17 protein-coding genes are annotated in these 19,964 nt (G+C 48.8%); 15 read left to right on the plus strand and 2 right to left on the minus strand.

Going from position 1 to position 19,964, the window contains the following annotated elements:
• The first annotated feature begins 5 nt into the window (after positions 1–5).
• The 14 genes from D328_RS0107190 to D328_RS0107255 all read left to right on the plus strand — a co-directional run bounded on the left by D328_RS0107190 (position 6) and on the right by D328_RS0107255 (position 16,604).
• Positions 6–1,325 carry a dihydrolipoamide acetyltransferase family protein gene (locus tag D328_RS0107190; RefSeq protein ID WP_018884301.1) on the plus strand — a complete coding sequence of 440 codons (1,320 nt, stop codon included), beginning with the start codon at positions 6–8 and terminating at the stop codon, positions 1,323–1,325.
• Between the two features lie 3 nt (positions 1,326–1,328).
• A complete protein-coding gene (gene lpdA, locus D328_RS0107195; RefSeq protein WP_018884302.1) occupies positions 1,329–2,750 on the plus strand; it encodes a dihydrolipoyl dehydrogenase in 1,422 nt (473 codons plus the stop codon).
• Between the two features lie 261 nt (positions 2,751–3,011).
• The gene (gene thyA, locus D328_RS0107200) at positions 3,012–3,806 is read left to right on the plus strand and encodes a thymidylate synthase (RefSeq protein WP_018884303.1); all 795 of its coding nucleotides are present in this window, start codon (positions 3,012–3,014) and stop codon (positions 3,804–3,806) included.
• Between the two features lie 63 nt (positions 3,807–3,869).
• Positions 3,870–4,352 carry a dihydrofolate reductase gene (locus D328_RS0107205; protein ID WP_018884304.1) on the plus strand — a complete coding sequence of 161 codons (483 nt, stop codon included), beginning with the start codon at positions 3,870–3,872 and terminating at the stop codon, positions 4,350–4,352.
• Between the two features lie 449 nt (positions 4,353–4,801).
• Positions 4,802–6,289: a glutamate synthase subunit beta gene (locus D328_RS0107210; protein WP_025677642.1), complete on the plus strand. Its 1,488-nt coding sequence runs from the start codon at positions 4,802–4,804 to the stop codon at positions 6,287–6,289.
• A 583-nt stretch (positions 6,290–6,872) separates the two neighbouring features.
• Positions 6,873–7,346, plus strand: a complete 474-nt coding sequence (locus D328_RS0107215) for a hypothetical protein (RefSeq protein WP_018884306.1) — start codon at positions 6,873–6,875, stop codon at positions 7,344–7,346.
• Entirely contained in the window at positions 7,343–8,344 is a 1,002-nt protein-coding gene (locus D328_RS0107220) for a CehA/McbA family metallohydrolase (RefSeq protein ID WP_018884307.1), read from the plus strand. The genes D328_RS0107215 and D328_RS0107220 overlap by 4 nt, the downstream gene beginning before the upstream one ends.
• A gap of 14 nt (positions 8,345–8,358) precedes the next feature.
• The gene (locus D328_RS0107225; protein ID WP_018884308.1) at positions 8,359–9,087 is read left to right on the plus strand and encodes a glycerophosphodiester phosphodiesterase; all 729 of its coding nucleotides are present in this window, start codon (positions 8,359–8,361) and stop codon (positions 9,085–9,087) included.
• Between the two features lie 7 nt (positions 9,088–9,094).
• Positions 9,095–10,111, plus strand: coding sequence for a LacI family DNA-binding transcriptional regulator (locus D328_RS0107230; protein WP_018884309.1), 1,017 nt, complete (start codon positions 9,095–9,097; stop codon positions 10,109–10,111).
• A 30-nt stretch (positions 10,112–10,141) separates the two neighbouring features.
• The gene (locus D328_RS0107235) at positions 10,142–10,966 is read left to right on the plus strand and encodes an ABC transporter permease (RefSeq protein WP_018884310.1); all 825 of its coding nucleotides are present in this window, start codon (positions 10,142–10,144) and stop codon (positions 10,964–10,966) included.
• A 32-nt stretch (positions 10,967–10,998) separates the two neighbouring features.
• Positions 10,999–12,042: an ABC transporter ATP-binding protein gene (locus tag D328_RS0107240; RefSeq protein WP_018884311.1), complete on the plus strand. Its 1,044-nt coding sequence runs from the start codon at positions 10,999–11,001 to the stop codon at positions 12,040–12,042.
• Positions 12,043–12,057: 15 nt separating this feature from the next.
• Positions 12,058–13,233: an extracellular solute-binding protein gene (locus D328_RS0107245; protein ID WP_018884312.1), complete on the plus strand. Its 1,176-nt coding sequence runs from the start codon at positions 12,058–12,060 to the stop codon at positions 13,231–13,233.
• On the plus strand, positions 13,230–14,069 hold the full coding sequence (locus D328_RS0107250) for an ABC transporter permease (protein ID WP_018884313.1): 840 nt from the start codon (positions 13,230–13,232) through the stop codon (positions 14,067–14,069). Before D328_RS0107245 ends, D328_RS0107250 begins: the two co-directional genes overlap by 4 nt.
• A 234-nt stretch (positions 14,070–14,303) precedes the next feature.
• Complete coding sequence (locus D328_RS0107255) at positions 14,304–16,604, plus strand: type IA DNA topoisomerase (RefSeq protein WP_018884314.1); 2,301 nt, start codon at positions 14,304–14,306, stop codon at positions 16,602–16,604.
• An 83-nt stretch (positions 16,605–16,687) separates the two neighbouring features.
• Here D328_RS0107255 and D328_RS0107260 read toward each other — a convergent pair whose 3' ends face one another.
• Together D328_RS0107260 and D328_RS0107265 are read right to left on the minus strand one after the other, a co-directional pair.
• Positions 16,688–17,449 (minus strand): HAD family hydrolase, encoded by a 762-nt coding sequence (locus D328_RS0107260; RefSeq protein WP_018884315.1) that lies wholly within the window; start codon positions 17,447–17,449, stop codon positions 16,688–16,690.
• A 23-nt stretch (positions 17,450–17,472) separates the two neighbouring features.
• A complete protein-coding gene (locus D328_RS0107265; RefSeq protein WP_018884316.1) occupies positions 17,473–18,393 on the minus strand; it encodes a hypothetical protein in 921 nt (306 codons plus the stop codon).
• Between the two features lie 321 nt (positions 18,394–18,714).
• Between D328_RS0107265 and D328_RS0107270 the strand changes: the two genes are divergently transcribed.
• Positions 18,715–19,902 carry an MFS transporter gene (locus D328_RS0107270; RefSeq protein ID WP_018884317.1) on the plus strand — a complete coding sequence of 396 codons (1,188 nt, stop codon included), beginning with the start codon at positions 18,715–18,717 and terminating at the stop codon, positions 19,900–19,902.
• Positions 19,903–19,964: the final 62 nt, after the last annotated feature.

Consider the following 19,964-nt stretch of genomic DNA (forward strand, 5'->3'; position numbering starts at 1 on the left):
TTTGCGTGGCAAAGTTTGAATATAAATTCCCTGAACTGGGCGAAGGTCTGCATGAGGGCGAAATTATCAAAATGCATATCAAAGTCGGGGATAAAGTAACCGACGAAGATATCGTCATGGAAGTGCAAAACGACAAAGCGGTGGTAGAAGTTCCTTGTCCGGTAAACGGAACAGTTACTGAAGTATTCGCTAAAGACGGAGATGTATTCCATGTTGGTCAAGTTGTAGCAGTAATTGATGCTGAGGGTGAACTGCCTGAGCAAGATGATGCACCAGCAGACCAAGCGGCTCAAGAAAAAGATGCAGCTCAAGGTGGAGCTGAGACTTCGAACTCCGCAGCAGCTTCCAGCCCGTCCGATGCAAAAGAAGGCGGTCAAGGTGCTACTCCAGCTGCTCCTTCCAAAGAAGTACTGGCTACACCTAGCGTTCGCAAGTTTGCTCGTGAGCAAGGTGTAGACATCGCTCAAGTAACAGGCACTGGCAGCAATGGCAAAGTGACTCGTGAAGACGTTGAAGCCTTTAAAAATGGTGGCGGCCAAGCTGCAGCACCAGCTGCATCCAGCAAAGCTGAAGAATCCAAAGCAGCAGCACCAGCTGCATCCGCGGCAGCTGCTGATCAACGTGTAGAAGAAGAGCGCGTACCGTTCAAGGGTATCCGTAAAGCGATCTCCAATGCGATGGTTAAATCCGCTTATACTGCACCACACGTTACCATTATGGACGAAGTGGATGTTACTGAGCTGGTTGCTTTCCGTACACGCATGAAGCCAATCGCTGAGAAGAAAGGCGTTAAGGTTACTTATCTGCCATTCATCGTTAAGGCACTCGTTGCTGCATCCCGTGAGTTCCCGGTGCTTAATGCAATGATCGACGAAGAAGCGAACGAAATTGTGTACAAAAAGTACTACAACATCGGTATCGCTACAGATACAGATGCTGGTCTGATCGTTCCAGTGATCAAGGATGCTGACCGTAAGAGCATCTGGATGATCGCAGACTCCATTCGTGATCTGGCAGCGCGTGGTCGCGAAGGCAAGCTGAGCCCGAACGAGATGAGAGGAAGCACTATTTCCATCACAAACATCGGTTCCGCTGGCGGTATGTTCTTCACTCCAATCATCAACTTCCCAGAGGTAGCTATCCTGGGTACTGGTCGCATCAGTGAGAAGCCAGTTGTGAAAAATGGCGAAATCGTAGCTGCACCAGTTATGGCTCTGTCCCTGAGCTTCGACCACCGTATTATCGACGGTGCCACTGCACAGAATTTCATGAACTATATCAAACAGCTGCTCGCTAATCCTGAGCTGCTCGTTATGGAGGTGTAATCAATGGTAGTAGGAGACGCTTCTCTGGATATTGATACATTGGTCATCGGTGCGGGTCCTGGCGGTTATGTTGCCGCCATCCGTGCAGCACAGCTGGGTCAAAAGGTACTGATCGTTGATAAATCCGAGCTGGGTGGAGTGTGCTTGAACCGTGGTTGTATTCCTTCCAAGGCTCTGATCTCTGCAGCTCATCAATATGAGAATGCACTGCATGCTGATTTCTTCGGCGTATCTGTAGGCGACGTGAAAGTCGACTTCACGAAGACTCAAGAATTCAAAAACGGTGTCGTAAAGAAAATGACAGCAGGTGTATCTGGCTTGCTGAAAGGCAACAAAGTTGAAATCTTCAACGGCGAGTGTATGTTCATTAACGAGAACGAGGCACGTGTATTCAACGATCACGAGTCCCCTCGTTACCGTTTCAAGAACTGCATTATCGCGACGGGTTCCCGTCCAATCGAGCTGAAGCCATTTCCATTTGGCGGACGCATTCTGTCCTCGACAGAAGCATTGAACCTGCCAGAAGTGCCTAAGAGCATGATCGTAATCGGTGGTGGCTACATCGGTGCTGAGCTGGGTCAAATGTACTCCAAGTTCGGTACGAAGGTAACTATCATTGAAGGTCTGGATACTGTACTGCCAGGATTCGATAAAGATATGACTAGCCTTGTAGCGAAGAACATGAAGAAGACGAACATCGAGATCGTAACAGGTGCAAAAGCTGAAAGTGCTGAGCAAACAGATAAAGATGTTACTGTGAAATACTCTGTAGGTGGCGAAGCGAAAGAAGTAACTGCTGAGTACCTGCTGGTAACCGTTGGTCGTCGTCCTAACACAGATGGCGAGCTGGGTCTTGACCTGATTGGTGTAGAGACAGATGAGCGCGGCTTCGTAAAAGTCGACCATCAAGGACGCACTAACCACAAGCATATCTTCGCAATTGGTGATATCGTAGCTGGACCAGCTCTGGCTCATAAAGCTTCTTACGAAGGTAAAGTAGCTGCTGAAGCTATTGCTGGCGAGCCATCTGTAGTAGACTACAAGTGCATCCCTGCTGTAGTATTCACAGATCCAGAGTGCGCAAGCGTAGGCTACAGCGAGTCACAAGCTAAAGAGAAAGGCCACAAAGTAAAAGCTGGCAAATTCTCTTATGCAGCTAACGGTCGTGCAGTATCCCTGAACGGAGCAGAAGGCTTCGTGAAGATCGTTGCAGACGAAGAGACTGGCCTTGTGCTTGGTGCTCAAATCGTAGGTATCGAAGCTTCCAACCTGATTGCTGAGCTGGGTCTGGCTATCGAGATGGGTGCAACCCTGGAAGATATCGCTCTGACTATTCATGCTCACCCAACACTGGGCGAGATCGTAATGGAAGCTGCTGAGCTGGTATTGGGTAACCCAATCCATGCGATCGCACCACGTCGTTAATTCTCGCTTCTGAGATCTAATAAGTTATTTGTAGATTCTAACGCTTGTCATTAGTGTTAGCTGGGAGTATTCCCAAGCAACTGCATGTTGCTTGGGGGTGCTCCTTTTTATATGATCTATATTGAGGTCTGAGGAGGAGAACCTTAGTCCACTGCCTTTGTACTGTCTGCTGACATCTCCAGCAAACTGTTGGTGGGTGTCCATCAGACATGTTACACTAAACTAATGAGTTATGTACTAGCATGGAAATGAGGAGAAGCTATGAAGAACTATCAGGAACTGTTACGAGATATTTTGGAGAACGGAGTCGACAAAGGTGACCGTACGGGGACGGGCACACGTTCCGTCTTCGGACGCCAGCTGCGTTTTGACCTGTCTAAAGGATTTCCGCTCGTTACGACTAAAAGAATACATCTCAAATCCGTCATTCATGAGCTATTGTGGTTCTTGAAGGGGGACACCAATACATCCTACCTGAAGGAGCACGGCGTGACGATCTGGGACGAATGGGCTGATGAAGAAGGGAATCTGGGACCTGTATATGGCTCGCAGTGGCGCGCATGGGAGACGCCTGATGGTCGTCATATTGATCAGATTGCGAATGTAATTGATTCCATTCGGAACAACCCGGATTCGCGCAGACATATTGTAAGCGCCTGGAATGTGGCCGTCATTGATGAGATGAAGCTGCCGCCATGCCACTTTGTATTTCAATTTTACGTGGCTCAGGGTAAGCTGTCCTGTATGCTCACGATGCGCTCTGTAGACACGTTCCTAGGTCTTCCGTTCAATATTGCCAGCTATGCCTTGCTCACGCATATGGTTGCTCAGCAGTGTGATCTGGAGGTTGGAGAGTTCGTATGGTCCGGTGGTGACGTACATATCTACTCCAATCATATGGAGCAGGTACAGACGCAACTACAGCGTGAGCCATATCCATTGCCGAACCTAGTGATTAAGCGTAAGCCGGACTCCATCTTTGATTATGTCTACGAAGATTTTGAGTTTGAGAATTATCAGCACCATCCAGGCATCAAAGCACCTGTTGCAGTGTAAGTAAACATGGGACTGCTTTTTTAACTAAGCAGCTGTGTCAATACAGCCTTGAGGAGGGATTTTATGAGCATTACGATGATTTGGGCGATGGATAGCAATCACCTGATCGGTAAGCAGAACCGTCTGCCATGGCGTATACCACACGATATGGCTTTTTTTAGAAGACAGACGCTCGGCAAGACAGTCGTATTGGGGCGCAAAACCTGGGATTCATTTAACCAGAAAAGCCTTCCCCAGCGTAGAAATATCGTTATGACCCGGGACCAGGAGTTCAAGGTCAGCGATGCTGAACTTGTGCACTCCATCGAGGAAGTCTTGGATATGGCGAAGCAAGAGGAAATCATGATCATAGGTGGGGGGGAGATCTATAAGCTCTTCTGGCCCCATGCGGATAAATTGCTGGTTACCCGGATTCATGAAGAGTTTGAGGGAGACTCCTATTTCCCTGAGCTCGATTGGAGTTCATGGCGCATAGCAGACACCACTCCAGGCATCAAGGATGAGAAGAATCCTTACGATTATGAGTTTATTACGTATGTACGATAAGCTCTCTACCAAGAGAGATGTACACAGATTAATTCTATATATACCTAATTAGCAGCAGATTCTGGATTAGCAGCAGATTCTGGGCTTAGAGTCTATAGTCCCATAAATAGATACTGAAGTAAGTATGATTAGGCGAGTTGATTGCTTGTTGTGAGTCGATTATTATAAGCCTTCCCCTGACGTGAAAGAAGGAGACAGCTTGGGCGGAATAGCTGCTCTTAAAAGTCCAATATGAATTATTTATTGACTTGATTCAAAAATAGTTTCGCTAAAATGAAAAATGTTGCACAACATTTTAACACTTCTGTACGCTGATGTGATACAATAAATCAAATTTGAAATCAACGAGGAATACCATTTTATCGTTCGGAAGTACTGGGATGAATCACTGTATCATTACCAAAATGTTCGTGAAATGGCACAGAAGCGAAGAGATGGGGGAAGGTAAGATGTCTACACCAACTGGATTTATGGAATATAAAAGACAGCTTCCAGCTGATCGCAATCCTGTAGAGCGGATCAAAGACTGGGAAGAATTCCATAAACACTTGTCTGAAGAGGAATTGCGTACACAGGGTGCACGATGTATGGATTGTGGAACCCCTTATTGTCATACCGGAATGGACATGGCCGGCAGTACCTTCGGATGTCCGGTGCATAACCTGATCCCGGAATGGAATAATCTTGTATACCGTGGATTGTGGAGGGATGCACTGGATCGCCTGCACAAAACGAACAATTTTCCTGAGTTTACTGGACGTGTCTGTCCTGCTCCATGTGAAGGTTCCTGTACTGTAGGTCTGATTGGGCAGCCTGTCACGATTAAGACGATTGAAGAGGCTATTATCGAAAAGGGCTTTGAAGAGGGATGGGTGACACCTAATCCTCCTGAGAAGCGTACGGGCAAGCGTGTAGCCGTCGTAGGCTCTGGGCCTGCTGGTCTGGCTGCTGCTGCACAGTTGAATAAGGCTGGTCATCTGGTTACAGTATACGAACGTTCTGATCGTATCGGCGGACTGTTAATGTACGGTATTCCAAGCATGAAGCTGGAGAAGAAAGTGGTACAGCGCCGTGTGGATCTGCTTGCAGCAGAGGGGATACAATTCGTGACCAACACAGAGATCGGAAAGGATATTCCGGCTCAACAGTTGGTGGACGAGTATGATGCTGTTGTCATGTGTGGAGGTGCGACCAAGCCACGTCAGTTCAACATTGAAGGAAGTGAGCTGAACGGCGTCCATTACGCAATGGATTACCTGAACAGCTCGATTAAGAGCTACCTTGATTCCAATCTCGAGGATGGCCAATATATCCCAGCAGAAGGCAAGGATGTTATTGTCATCGGTGGGGGGGACACGGGCTCTGACTGTGTTGCTACTTCACTTCGGTTGGGCTGCCGCAGCGTGACACAATTCGGTACACATAATAAGGCACCATTGGAGCGCGATCCGATCTCCAATCCATGGCCACAATTCCCGAATGTCTACCAACTGGATTATGCACAAGAGGAAGCGAAGGCTATCTTTGGCGAAGACCCGCGTGAGTTCTCCATCATGACGACGAAATTCGTAGGGGACGAGCAAGGTAATCTGAAGGAATTGCACACGGTTCAGATCCAGCGGATCGTAGATGAATCCGGACGCAAGATTTACCAACCGATTCCGGGCACGGAGCGTGTATTCCCTGCACAGCTAGCGCTGATTGCGATTGGCTTCGATGGTCCAGAGTCAACGATTGTGGATGAATTGGGGCTGGAGACAGACCGTCGTTCCAATGTAAAAGCTCGTTATGGCAAATATGTAACCAATGTTGAGAAGGTATTTGCAGCTGGGGATATGCGTCGCGGTCAAAGTCTCGTCGTATGGGCAATTAATGAAGGCCGCGAGGCTGCCCGTGAGGTGGACAAATATTTGATGGGCGCAACTGTTCTGGTATAAGTACAGGATAGGTGTAGATATAGATGTGAGTCTAGAGCCGTCACATTAGGCTAAACGTGTTAACTCTGTCGAATCATTGTATTCGGCAGAGTTTTTTTGTTTTTTAATAGAGCGCGGCGTTTACACAAAACATAATGTCATTAAATATAACTCGAATTTCTTTATCGGATGCTGATAATGTTGTATTGATAGGTATTATAACATATAATGGCTAGTAATGAGCATGAAATTATCTATTAAATTCTTTTTTATAACATAAATCCTTTATTTATCACCTGTTATGATATCTTATATAACATTAATTATTGTTTAATTAAATTTTGCTTGTAAATACAATCTCAGCATACAACGTCGTACATAGAAGCCTTATAAGACTACATTACAGCATATTTAGAGTCATTCTCCCCTTTATGACCAAGGAGATTGATTCTTTTTTTGCGTGAATTTTCAAATCTATTTTCATTTACAGAAGATTTACATGCTAATGATATCGGGCTAACTGTTGCTTTATAACATAAGTGCATGTGGTACCGTTCCCACTGTGGGATCGGTCTCACACTACATAGTAGAAAGGAACGTCATCATGAAGCTGCTGGATCTACAAAGCAATTGCACTCCTGAGGACTCTAGGACACATATTCGGATTCCTTTTGTACTTACCCAGGCGACGGAAGAGCTGAGAATCCGGTTCGAATATGCACCGAAGACATTGGATGATAGAGAGCACTCCATACGTTTGCTGGAGAAGAGCTTTGAAGAATATTTGTTGCCAACTCAGCGGCAGCAAGCCATTACACATGTGGATCAATATCTCCCACTGAAGAATCTCATTACTTTGTCAATTGATGATGAGCAGGGGTACCGAGGAGCTTGTCATCGCCATGATGAGAAACAGAACTTATCCTTGTCCGCAAGCAAGGCGTCTCCAGGGCTGATGGCGGGGCCGCTCAGAGCGGGCTCTTGGTCAGTTACGCTTAGCCTGCATTGCATTGTTACGGAATCATGCAACTACCGGCTGCAAATTTGGACAGCTGAAGCAGAGGAGGAGGGCTCATGAGATGGCTAGGCTGCGAATTGCATACTCATACCCTGCATAGCGACGGGAAGCAGACCTTGTCCGAGCTGGCAGCAGGAGCTGCACAACTGGGATTTGATGCAATTGCATTGACAGATCACAATACGATGTCTGGCCTTGGTGAGCGGGGGAAAGTAGCACAAGAGCATGGTCTGCTGATCATCCCAGGGATGGAATGGACGACCTTTTATGGACATATGGTTACGCTGGGTCTGAATGATTTTGCTGACTGGCGTAAGACGGATAGAACCCAGATTAGCTCCGGCATTCAGGAAGTGCAGCGGCATGGGGGAATTGCGGGTCTGGCTCATCCCTATCGAATCGGAAGCCCTGCATGTACTGGATGCTACTGGGAATATGAGATACAGGATTGGTCCAAGGTGAATTACATTGAGGTGTGGTCTGGTACGTTCGCATCCATCAAGATCAGTAACCAACGAGCGTACTCCCTGTGGACGGACAAGCTGAATGAAGGCTACCGAATCGCTGCGACGTCCGGAAGAGACTGGCATGAACAAGTAGTAACTGAGGAGCCGATCTCAGTGACGTATCTAGGGATTCCAGCTGACATAGAGCCTACAGAGGCTGATTTGGTTCAGGCACTAAGTGTAGGACGTGCATCTGTTACCATAGGCCCGTTATTGACGCTGGAGCTTGAAGTGGGGGATGACAAGATAGGCATCGGTTCTGTAGTTCGCAGAGATTCAATGGAGGGGCCCGCCGTAGTCCATATAGGTCTAGACTTCACTGTCAGATCAGGCTTATGGAGACTTCAAGATCAGACTTGCCGTCTCGTACTATGTTCCAATCTCGGAATTGAGGATGAACGGGACATTTCGTTGAGAGATTTATCCGGGTCTGAGCATTACCAGGCTGCGCTCAACAGTAACGGAAGGCAGTGGCTGAGAGCAGAGCTGTGGGGCACAGTGCAAGGGGCCAATACCCTGATTGCCTTTACGAATGCCATTTATTTTGAATAGGGAGTGGGAATAAAATGAAGCCTTTTCCTCTGGTCACAGCCCACACGGGATGTATGGGCATGCCTGAGCATTCGTTGGCATCGCTCAGATCAGCTTTAGAGCAAAGAGCGGATGTGTACGAGGATGATATACGTGTAACCAGCGATGGCGAGCTCGTGCTGGCTCATGATGATGAAGTGCTACTGTCAGATGGACGTGTAGGTAGTATCGCTGGGATGACGCTTCAGCAGTTAAATGATGGACTAGCAGAGACGTTAACCAAGTTGACGGATATATTGCCGATCATTAGAAGCTCAGGAATTACGATGAATCTGGATATCAAGACAGCGGGTAGTCTGGAGCCTGTGTTTAGGCTGATCGAGAAGAGTGAGCTGATCGAGCAGGTGTTTCTGAGCGGCTGTGAATCCACTGTAGCTCTGGAGGCAGACAGACATGGCCGGCACATTCGCAAGCTGCTTAATGTCGATATTGCCAGTTTTCAGTCCTTACCTTATGTGGATGCCATAGTTAAAGCCTGCGAGGATGCTGTAGCAGCTGGCTGCTTCGGACTGAATGTCCCTTATCAGCTAGTTGCTTCAGAGATGATTCATGCAGCGGCGTCCAGTCAACTCGCTGTGTATGTCTGGACGGTTGCTGAAGAAGATGACATGAAGCGCATGGCTGATATGGGGGTGGCATCCATTACGACACGCAATGTGGAGGAACTCATGAAGGTCAAGGCGGAATGGACGATGCAGAGGTGAGAGACGGTTGAAGGATAAAGTAAATTATAGCCTGAAGGAGCTAGCTCAGCTGGCAGGGGTGTCCAAATCCACGGCTTCAAGAGTCATATCAGGAAAAGGCTACGCCAGCCCTGAAGTCAGAGAGAGGGTGCTCAGCGTAGCAGAGCAGCTGCGATACAAGCCTAATGCGGTCGCCCGGGCGATGGTTACCAAACGAACCTACAACATCGGTGTCATTGTATTCCGCGAGACGTTGCCGATTGTGTCCCATCCGCTCTACGGCAAGATTATTGACGAGATCTTGATGGCCGCTGAGGATCGAGGCTACTCCATCTTTTTGAAGACGGATAAGGAAATGTCCCTTCGCTCAATGGATTATATGCTGGAGCAGCGTGTGGATGGCCTGATTCTGGTGAGTCGATTGCGCAAGAATGTGATTGACTACGTGAAAAAATTCAATATTCCCTACCTCATGGTTAATGGCTCTACGGATGACCCCGACGTCATCCATCTGGTTAGCAATGACGAGGAGGGGGGAGAGCGTGCGGCAGACTATCTGTATGGACGGGGACACCGAAAATTCTTTATTATCGCAGGTCCGGGTGCTCATCGCAGCCATTCGCTCCGTCTGGAAGGGTTCTGCAGACGACTTGGACAGTTAGGCATTCAGGCTGGGGAGATCTTTGTGACAGAATCGCCTGAATCTCATTTTGAATGGGGTAGCAAGCTTATGGCCAAGCATGTTGAGGACATTAGGCAAGGTGGGTATACGGCATTATTTACAACCAATGACATGTTGGCGCTCGGTGCGATGAAGGTATTGCTGGAGCGTGGCGTACGCGTGCCAGAGGATGTGGCCGTCATGGGCTATGACGACATTGAGTATGGAGCCATGTATTCTCCGTCACTGACAACGGTAAGTGTCAATGCCACAGGCATTGGACGAGATGCTGTTGATATCCTGGACAGGTTGATTTGTGGGGATACGAACGTGCCGACATTACTTGAGTATCCAAGTGAAATCAAGATCAGACAGTCTACATAAATCCACGAAGGTAAAGGAGTGTGAAAGCACATGATGTGGTACTGGAAAGCTGTCGGCTGGCGAAGGATTATCGAATTTTTGCTGCTGACCGTGTTTGCCATCTTTTTTGCAGGGCCGTTATTGAATCTGCTTGTGCTGGCGTTCAGTGAAAAATGGACCTATCCAAACGCACTACCACAGGAGTGGGGTTTTAAATGGTGGAACTTTGTGCTCGCGAAGGATGATATCGTATCGTCGATCTCGCTCTCCTTTCTGATTGCTGCGCTCGTCACGGCGCTGTCCATCGTGCTGTGCATTCCGGCTGCCTATGCCTTTGCGAGACTGCAATTCCCGCTGAAGCGCATCTTTCTATTCTCGTTTTTGCTGACACAAGCCTTCCCGAAAATGGGGCTATACATCTCGATCGCTGTACTCTTCTATCAAGTTGGACTAATGAACACGCTGCTTGGTGTGGTGCTGATCCATATGATCAATGTGTTGATGTTCATGACGTGGATTCCGACAGCTGCCTTCCGCAATGTGCATGCGGCACAGGAAGAGTCGGCAAGGGATGTGGGAGCCAGTCCATTCAGAGTATTTCGTAGCATTACGCTACCGATGGCGATGCCTGGTATTATGGTCGCTTCTGTATTCACATTTCTCAACTCGCTGGATGAAGCGCAGGGAACGTTCCTGGTTGGGATTCCTGATTACAAGACGATGCCAGTTATTATGTACTCCATTATCTCTGATTTTCCAAGCAGTGCAGGAGCGGTATTCTCTATAATTCTGACCCTGCCGACGATTATTCTTCTATTGGCCGCGCAGCGCCTTGTTAGTGCCGATGTGCTGGCAAGCGGATTTCAGACGAAGTAACGGTACTGTTCAGGACAGAAAGGGGCAAGAGCATGCAATTAGCAGTACGTGAGCTGACGAAGAGGTACAAGACGGGTGATGGGGTTAGCGGCATCAATCTGGAGGTTCAAAAAGGAGAGCTAGTCACCTTGCTCGGACCGTCAGGATGCGGCAAAACGACAGTGCTACGCAGCATTGGTGGCTTTTTGGAACCAGATTCAGGGGATATCCTGATTGAAGGTCAAAGCGTCATTCAGCTTCCACCTGAGCGGCGCCCGACTTCCATGGTATTCCAAAGCTATAATCTATGGTCGCATATGACGGTCTATGACAATCTGGCCTTTGGTCTCAAGATTCGCAAAATGCCGAAGGCTGACATTCGGAATGCTGTCACAGATGCGCTCAAGCTCGTGCGTCTTCCAGGCTTCGAGAAGAAATACCCGTCTCAATTGTCCGGTGGACAACAGCAGCGTGTCGCGCTTGCCAGATCACTCCTGCTCAAGCCGGCGGTCCTTCTACTGGACGAGCCTTTCTCCGCGCTTGATGCCAAGCTGCGCTATGAGATGCGTGAGGAGCTCCGCGAGATTCAGATGCAGACAGGGCTTACCATGATCTTCGTTACGCATGACCAGGAGGAAGCCTTGTCGCTCTCTGACCGCATTGTGGTCATGAATAGCGGACACATTGAGCAGATTGCCAGTCCACAGACCATATATGATGAGCCAGCTACCTTATATGTGGCGAGCTTCATCGGCAAAATGAACTTTTTGGAGGGGGTGGCGGATGAGCACAACATCCGGGTTGGAGCAGTAGCATTTCCTAATGCACAGGAATTAAGCGGTCAGATCACGGCGGCAATACGCCCTGAGGATGTAGATTTTTGCGAAGCAACAGAGGAGGGTAGTCTACTCTCTGGTGTAATCAAGCAGATTATGATTTTGGGTCATTATGCAGAGGTGACAGTAGATCTATCCGAGGGACTGGGACAGCTGCGTGCCTTTCAGACGAAGGAAGCTACCAAGGATTTAGCGATTGGGAAACAGGTTGGAATCTCCATTGCGAGATTGACTGGATATCCGGCAAAGGTAAACCAATAACGGAGGATGATAAATATGCTTACTAAAAAAACGTGGTTGACAATGTTCTCTTCAGTTATGCTATCTGCCGTTCTGCTGGCTGGTTGCGGTGGTGGTGCCGCTACTTCGAATTCAGCTACAGGTACCGGCCCAGCAACATCGTCAGGGGCTTCCGGTGAGAAGACTTCCTTCAACTTCTATTTCACAGGCTCGCAAAATGTTAAGGATCTGTGGGATACGCTGGTTCCTATGTTCGAGGAGCAGAACAAGGAAGTAGACGTCAATATGGTCTATATCCCCTCAGGTACGGGAGCGGAGCCAACCTACGATCGCATTTTGGCTGCCAAGCAGGCTGGCAAAGGCTCCGGTGACATTGATCTGTATGAGGATGGCATTAACTTTGTAAACCAAGGCACGAAGGATGGCGTATGGGAGCAATTGTCCAAGGATGCCATCCCGAATCTGGCCAATGTGAAGGAACAAACGATGCAGGATGTCGACAGCTACGCGATTCCATATCGCTCCTCTGCTGTGGTGCTGGCCTACGATAGCACCAAGGTGACTAATCCCCCAACTACATTGGATGAGCTGTTAACATGGATCAAGGCTAACCCTGGACAATTCGCATATAACGACCCGTCCACTGGTGGCTCCGGCAGTTCCTTTGTACAGACTGTGATTTATAAGGATCTGCCAGAGGAAGATATTCATAATTCCGATCCTGCTGTGATGCAAAAATGGGATTCCGGCTTTGCTACGCTGAAGGACCTGGGTCAATATGTGTACGGTGACGGCATCTATCCAAAAAAGAACCAAGGGACACTTGATTTGTTGATGAACAGTGAAGTATCCATTATTCCTGCGTGGTCGGATATGGTACTGCAACAGCTGAATGAAGGGCTATTGCCGGATACCGTCAAGATGCAGCAAATCACGCCTGGCTTCAACGGAGGACCTACTTATCTGATGGTGAACAAGGAATCCGACAAGAAGGAAGCGATCAACCAGTTCCTGGACTTCGTTCTCTCACCTGAAGCTCAAGCTGTTGTAGTAGACAAAATGAACGGCTTCCCGGGAATTGAGCTGGGCAAGATGCCACAGGAGACACAAGAAAAATTCACTGGTGTTGCTGAGGGCTTCCGTACCTTTAACATTGGCGATCTGAGCACCGAGATCAACAAACGTTGGCAAAATGAAGTTGCAGCCCAATGAGTAAGGAACTGAGGCAAGCGATTACCGGATTGGGAATGGTCCTTCCATCCTTCGGTATTCTGTTATTCGTAGTTATTATTCCGATTGTGCAGACGTTGATCATGAGTCTGGGGAACGGTGAAGGCGGGTATGATCTGAGCCGCTATGAGCTGCTGTTCACGGATAAGGGTATGCGTAACAATATCTTTTTCACCTTGCGTATTACTCTGATTACCTGCGTGTTCGTGCTGCTGATCAGCTACGCTCTTGCCGTGTATATGCGATTTAACAACGGACCAATCGTTGATCTCATTCGCAAAACGTATATGATTCCATTATTTATACCCGGCGTCATTGCCACCTACGGCCTGATCAACCTGCTCGGCAATCACGGCTGGCTGGCTCGAATTCTGGATGGAACGGGTGTTGAGCTTCCACGGATTATTTTTGACGAGAAGGGTATCATCATTGCTAATCTGTGGTTCAATATCCCGTTCACCACCATGCTGCTTAGCTCGGCGCTGGCTGGAATACCTTCCTCTGTGATTGAGAGTGCGAAGGATGTAGGGGCAGGAAGGCTCAAGCTGTTTGTCCGCTTTATTCTTCCGCTTACTTACAAGACGTTTTTGGTGGCTGTAACCTTTGTGTTCATGGGAGTTATCGGATCATTTACAGCACCATTCCTGATCGGGGCGAATTCCCCGCAAATGCTGGGTGTGTCCATGCAGCAGGTATTCAGCGTCTTCCAGGATCGGGAGCAGGCAGCTGCGATGGCATTCTTCTCCTTCATGCTGTGTTCGATACTTGGGGCCTTTTATATTCATTCCATGGCCAAGGAAGAGAATGCAAAAATATAGTATGGGGCAATAAATAAAGTTTCATATAAGTCTCATATGGGACTGGTATTGACCAGGGGCCTCATATTCCACCAAGTGTGGGATGTGAGGTCCTTTACTTGTGTGCATGGGGATAGACATGGACGGGTTGTCACTATTCATTTTCAGCTCTCGGCAAATTCGACATACGTAATCTGTGTTATAATGTGTGCTGCAGGCTCGTACGGGCAAGGTGGTCAGAAAGGATGAATAGCTATGAAGACATTGGTTATCGCGGAGAAGCCAGACATGGGACGAACCATTGCGGCTGTCATTGAACCGCGTGCCAAGAATAACCGCAGCTACCTGGAGGGGGAGCAATATATCATTACATGGGCGATCGGACACCTCCTGGGCTTGGCGGAGCCAGATGCGTATGATCCCAAATATAAGAAATGGAGTATACAGGATCTTCCAATCATACCGGATCGGTTCCAAATTGTGCCGAATCCGAGAACGAAGGATCAATTGAAAATTATTGGTGAGCTGGCGGGGCGCTGCAACCATGTCGTTAACGCCTGCGATGCCGGGAGAGAAGGGCAATACATATTCGCGCTCATACAGCAGCAGCTAAGACTCAAGCAGCCTGTAAAAAGACTGTGGATCTCCGATCTGACGGCGCAGAGCATCTCGGCAGGCTTCGCCAATCTTAAGGATGCCGCAGATTTTGAGTTTTTGACACAGGCAGCGAGGGCACGCAGTGAAGCAGATTGGCTAATCGGCATGAATGCCTCGCGCGCGTTCACGACACGACATAATGCCTTGCTCTCTGTAGGTCGGGTTCAGACACCCGTGCTGGCACTTATTCACGATCGGGAGAAGGAGATTGAAGCATTTCAATCGCAGACCTTTTATGATGTAATTGCCTATTTCAAACAAGAGGATACGACATATAAGGGAATGTGGCAGGGAGATCGCTTGACCGAAGTCGAGAAGGCAGAGACGATCGCTGCGCAGACGCGGGGGAAGCCAGGTATCGTCGAAAGCTACGATGTAAAGGAGACTAAGGAATACCCATTTAAGCTCTATGATCTTACCCTGTTACAGCGGGAAGCCAATGCGAAGTATGGATACTCTGCCAAGAAGACGCTTGATCTGGCACAGGCCTTATATGAGAAGCACAAGATTATCTCCTATCCGCGGACCAATTCCAATTATGTAACAGAGCAGAACATTGAGGGAATGCACAAGGCGCTACAGATGCTCAAGGGGACTTCCTATGCCAAATGGGCTGACCAAGCCGATTGTAAACGGGTGCATAAGAACAATAAAGCGGTCTGTAATCCCGCGCGGGTCGAGGATCACCATGCGATACTGCCCACACTGAAGAGGCCGGGTACCTTGAGCAAGGAAGAGGAGCACATCTATGATCTTATCGTTCGTCGCTTCCTGTCTCATTTCTACCCGCCAGCTGAATATCGGGTGCATAGCATCATCACCAAGGTGGAGGAGCATCGCTACAAGACAGGTGTGAAGGAGCTGATCTCCTTGGGCTGGAAGGTGCTGCAGGAAGCAACTGGTCAAGGCTCCAGCAAGCCTAGCAAGCGGGGGAAGAAGGATGACGCGGAGGACAAGGAAGAGGAGGAGCTGCTCGACGGTCCGTTCCATCTGAAGCCAGAGCAGGGTGTACTTTGTACAGAGGCAGAGGCTAAGGAAAAGGCAACCAAGCCACCCAAGAGCTATACGGAAGGTACACTGCTGAAGGCCATGGAGAGTGCTGGCAAGCAGATGGAGGACGAGGAGCTGCGTGAAGTCATGAAGGATGCAGGACTCGGGACCCCGGCGACGCGTGCTGCCACGATTGAACGCCTCAAACAGGTCGGATATATCGACATGAAGGGAAAGCGCATCCTCATCACCGAGAAAGGCAAGACCGCGATTGAGCTTATTCGTGGGGCCGGGGTTGATCTCCTCGCTTCGCCGGAAATGACGGGGCAATGGGAGCGGCGACTTCATCAGATCTCGCGAGGAGAGGCGCAGCAGGAGAAGTTCATGGACAATGTCAAGAAATTCACCATTTCTGTCATCGAAAAAGTAAGACAGCAGAAGCCTGCTGCGGCAACTGCCTTCGGCGAGGATTCGCGGGGTCGCAAAGGTGGCCGAACGGTGAACGCGAAGGGAAGTGCGAGAACAACGAGAAATGTGGGCGGAAGAGGCAGCTCTGCTGGATCAGTCTCGTCACGTGCAACTAGCGAGTCGTCTGGTGGACAAGCACAGAAGAGCGGGGACCCGACTACCCGCAAGCTGCTGGGAACCTGCCCACGGCCTGGGTGCGGGGGCGCAATCATTGAAGGGCGCAAAGGCTATGGATGTACTCATTTCAAGCAAGGGTGTTCCTTTGTCATCTGGAAGGAATATGCAGGTAAGAGCGTATCTGAGACGATGCTGGGATCATTGCTAAGTAAAGGCCAGACCCAGAAGCTTACTTTCAAGACCCGTAGCGGGGAGTCCGTTAAAGGACGAATTTTGTTGGAGGATGCTTCTACAGGCAAGCTGGGTGTACGGAAGGAAGACTAGAGCTACGATATAAGGAACGCACCAAAATAAGGAACAAACAAAAATCAGGAACAAACAAAAATCAGGAACAAACAAAAAGAACCCTAGCCCAGGGTTCTTTTGTGTTGGTGAATTTGAATGCTGTCATGGATGACACTAGGGACCTCGGTCAGCTTCTGAATGGTGTACATTACCGAGGAAGGCTTCTGTTCTAGCTCAATCATGTTATACACCCATTCCTTCGCTTGCTTCAGGTAGATGGCGTGAATTCCGGCCTCCAGGGCGGGTGAGATGTCCGTACGCAGAGAATTGCCGATCATCCAGGTTACTTTGCGATCGAATACATTTTCCTCCAGAATACGTTCCAGTGCGGAGAAATTCTTATGCTGGCGAATGTAGATACGATCCTCAAAATAATCGGTTAGCTTCATCTGGTCGATCTTCTTCTGTTGAATGGCAACCTCGCCACCTGTGTATAGATTGAGTTGATGGCCATTCTTCAGCAAAGACTCTAGCGTCTGGGTCATTCCCGGGTAGGGCTCGACTTCTTGGCTGTATACGTTTCTCCCTAGTTCCAGCAGCATATTTTCATCGAAGGACCCTGGAATGCGTCCAAACTGCTTGCAATAAAAACGGTAGGTCTCAACTAGAGAGCGGGGGAAATGCTCGCTGGCAAATCCAACCTGAGCTACCCCGGCTACGTCAATCTCAATCTGCTTACTGCGGATCTGCTCCTCGGTAAGACCGTGCTCCCCGAACCATTGCAGCATCTGGTCAACGAATTGATCCAGGATCAGGTCAAAATACTTGTTACAATATATCAATGTGTCGTCAAGATCGAAAATAATCTGTTGTTTGGCAGTCAATTGATGCGTCACTCCTAACCAGTCTACAGTCGGATATACGTCTCCAGGAACATTTGCAGATCCGCAGCGCCCTCCGGCCGAATGCTGAATTTCTCTTTTTGATAGCGGCCGATATGTATGCGCAGCATACCAGCAACTCTCAGTATCATCAGGTCTGACATGAGCTCATCATCATCCTTCTTCAGATCCTTACGCATATCGGCAAGAGACTTCGGCTCCTCCGCTACATATCTGAGCAAGCGTAGACGCTGCGGCTCAGCCACCGCCCTTGTCAGACGGAGCAGCGTCGTAGGTGGATCGTCCTCGCTTTCTTCAGGGACATCAACAGGATATTGAATGAGCAGCGTGCGGCTGTAAAAGCAGTACGTATTGATAGGACGATTGTGCACGATAGGAAACAGCACCACAGTATCAAGCGCATCCAGATGAGGGACTACGAGCCCAGCTGTGGCATATTCGACGAGAGCCTCTGGCTCCATTTTTGTCAGCAGCATCCGTTTCTCGGCAGCATCCTCTTCAGCCAGAATCCGCATACTGTGCTCCAGAGAGCGGAAGTAGTCACGGTACCATGAACGCAGGAGAGGGGTATAATCCCTCCGAATTCGTATGGAATCCTCCAGGGTCAGGAAAGGAACGTGATGCACAATCAGATTATACATGTCCTGATCAAGCCCATCCTCCAGATAATCGAGGTATTCCTTGATTTCATCTGTATCAGCAGGACGGCAGATGGCCCAGGCATACAGCACATCGTAATCGTTAAAGGGCCAATCTTTGGCCCGAGTCAAGGCAGAATGCACTTCAGGTGACAGTCGCCCATCAACCTCTTCAATCCATTGGGACCCCATGTCCATATCCCGGACCCATTTTTTGGTCACATATACCATGAAGCTGCCTAGCAGCTCATATACAGGGGATACATCAATTCTCACCTCATAACTCATGTAACACGAAGCCTCCTATCCTATATCTCCAGCCATTAGACGGCTTGGCCGGAAGGTCATTATATGAAGGTGAAGATGCGATTTTCAGCAAGAATTACATTATTCATTATGGCTTGTTTTACAGGACGTTGTCCACTATAATGTGAACTAGTGTGTTCAATTTCGTATAAAAGCACAAATGGTATTTACGCTTTGTCTCTGTAGGCTCTACAGGGCACATATGGTCATGACCTGAATCGTCATCGAAGATGGCGATTTATTTTTATCTGTCATGTGAAACTTATTCGTTACTTGTGATCCGGTTCTACAATTGGAGGAATTATGTTGTCAATTCGTCATGCATCGCCTACAACTTCATTTAAGCTGCAGTATTTCATCTTGATTGCTGTCATCGTAGTAGCAGGACTCAGCCAGGGCATGCTGCTTCCGGTACTATCGATCCTGCTCGATCGCATGGGGGTTCCTCCATCATTGAACGGGCTGAATGCCGCAGCGCTTTATATAGGCTCATTTGCCATGACGGTCATTGCCGAGCGAACGCTTGGCTTTTTAGGGTTTAAGAAGCTGATTGCTGGCGGACTGGCACTGGTTCTGGTGACTGTATTGGTATTTCCGCTCATACCGGACGTAAGGCTTTGGTTCGTGCTTCGTCTGCTTGTTGGTGTTGGTGACAGTGCACTGCACTATTCCACCCAGCTGTGGGTGCTAATGATGGCTCCGCCGGAGACAAGAGGCCGAAATATTTCATTTTACGGCATGTCCTACGGGTTAGGCTTTAGCCTTGGTCCGCTGGGTATCAGGCTTCTCGATTGGGGAATGGCTGTTCCATTCATCCTGATGGCGGTTCTACTCCTGATCGTCCTTGTATGTGCTCTTTGCTGGCTGCCGAGCGCTCATCCAGAGACCCATGAGACAGCCGCGAAGCCTGACCGTGCGCGTTATCGCAAAAGCTATAGCTGGGCATGGTACGCCTTGCTGCCGGCTTTTCTTTACGGATATATGGAAGCGAGCATGAACAGCAACTTCCCACTATATGGACTGCGTATTGGTTATACGGAAAGTCAAATCTCCGCACTTATGCCTTTTCTTGGCTTGGGGGGCCTTCTTCTGCAGCTCCCACTGGGAATATGGAGTGACCGTTGGGGGCGAAAGAAGGTGCTTATTATTTCGGCGCTGGCTGGTGGTGTCTTGTTCATGCTGGTACCGTGGTCCGGGACTCAGTTTGTCTGGAGCATGCTTCTACTGGCAGCCGCTGGTGGACTTGTCGGCTCCTTTTTCTCGCTGGGACTGGCTTACGCAGCAGACATCATGCCGAGGTCTCTGCTCCCAGCCGCGAATGTTGTGGCATCCTTTCATTTCAGTATTGGCAGTATAGCGGGTCCTAATCTGGGAGGATTGCTTCTGGATTATACAGTTCCTGGAAGTCTATTCCTGCTGCTAGGTGCTTTCTATATCCTGTTTGGTCTGCTAGGTGTTGGCTTTCGCTCACGTAAGCTGGAAGCCTCGTAGCATATCTTTGCTGTTAACAACTAGGAACGTGGGAAAGTTCAGTTTGCATGGTCATTATTGGG

Origin of the sequence: Paenibacillus massiliensis 2301065 = DSM 16942 (genome assembly GCF_000377505.1) — a bacterium.
Classification (GTDB): Bacteria; Bacillota; Bacilli; order Paenibacillales; family Paenibacillaceae; genus Paenibacillus; species Paenibacillus massiliensis.

Bases quoted from the DNA above. Each gene is read 5' to 3' on its own strand.
- lpdA (WP_018884302.1), top strand. From the start codon at position 1,329: ATGGTAGTAGGAGACGCTTCTCTGGATATTGATACATTGGTCATCGGT.
- thyA (WP_018884303.1), top strand. From the start codon at position 3,012: ATGAAGAACTATCAGGAACTGTTACGAGATATTTTGGAGAACGGAGTC.
- D328_RS0107205 (WP_018884304.1), top strand. From the start codon at position 3,870: ATGAGCATTACGATGATTTGGGCGATGGATAGCAATCACCTGATCGGT.
- D328_RS0107210 (WP_025677642.1), top strand. From the start codon at position 4,802: ATGTCTACACCAACTGGATTTATGGAATATAAAAGACAGCTTCCAGCT.
- D328_RS0107215 (WP_018884306.1), top strand. From the start codon at position 6,873: ATGAAGCTGCTGGATCTACAAAGCAATTGCACTCCTGAGGACTCTAGG.
- D328_RS0107220 (WP_018884307.1), top strand. From the start codon at position 7,343: ATGAGATGGCTAGGCTGCGAATTGCATACTCATACCCTGCATAGCGAC.
- D328_RS0107225 (WP_018884308.1), top strand. From the start codon at position 8,359: ATGAAGCCTTTTCCTCTGGTCACAGCCCACACGGGATGTATGGGCATG.
- D328_RS0107235 (WP_018884310.1), top strand. From the start codon at position 10,142: ATGATGTGGTACTGGAAAGCTGTCGGCTGGCGAAGGATTATCGAATTT.
- D328_RS0107240 (WP_018884311.1), top strand. From the start codon at position 10,999: ATGCAATTAGCAGTACGTGAGCTGACGAAGAGGTACAAGACGGGTGAT.
- D328_RS0107245 (WP_018884312.1), top strand. From the start codon at position 12,058: ATGCTTACTAAAAAAACGTGGTTGACAATGTTCTCTTCAGTTATGCTA.
- D328_RS0107250 (WP_018884313.1), top strand. From the start codon at position 13,230: ATGAGTAAGGAACTGAGGCAAGCGATTACCGGATTGGGAATGGTCCTT.
- D328_RS0107255 (WP_018884314.1), top strand. From the start codon at position 14,304: ATGAAGACATTGGTTATCGCGGAGAAGCCAGACATGGGACGAACCATT.
- D328_RS0107265 (WP_018884316.1), bottom strand. From the start codon at position 18,393: ATGAGTTATGAGGTGAGAATTGATGTATCCCCTGTATATGAGCTGCTA.
- D328_RS0107270 (WP_018884317.1), top strand. From the start codon at position 18,715: ATGTTGTCAATTCGTCATGCATCGCCTACAACTTCATTTAAGCTGCAG.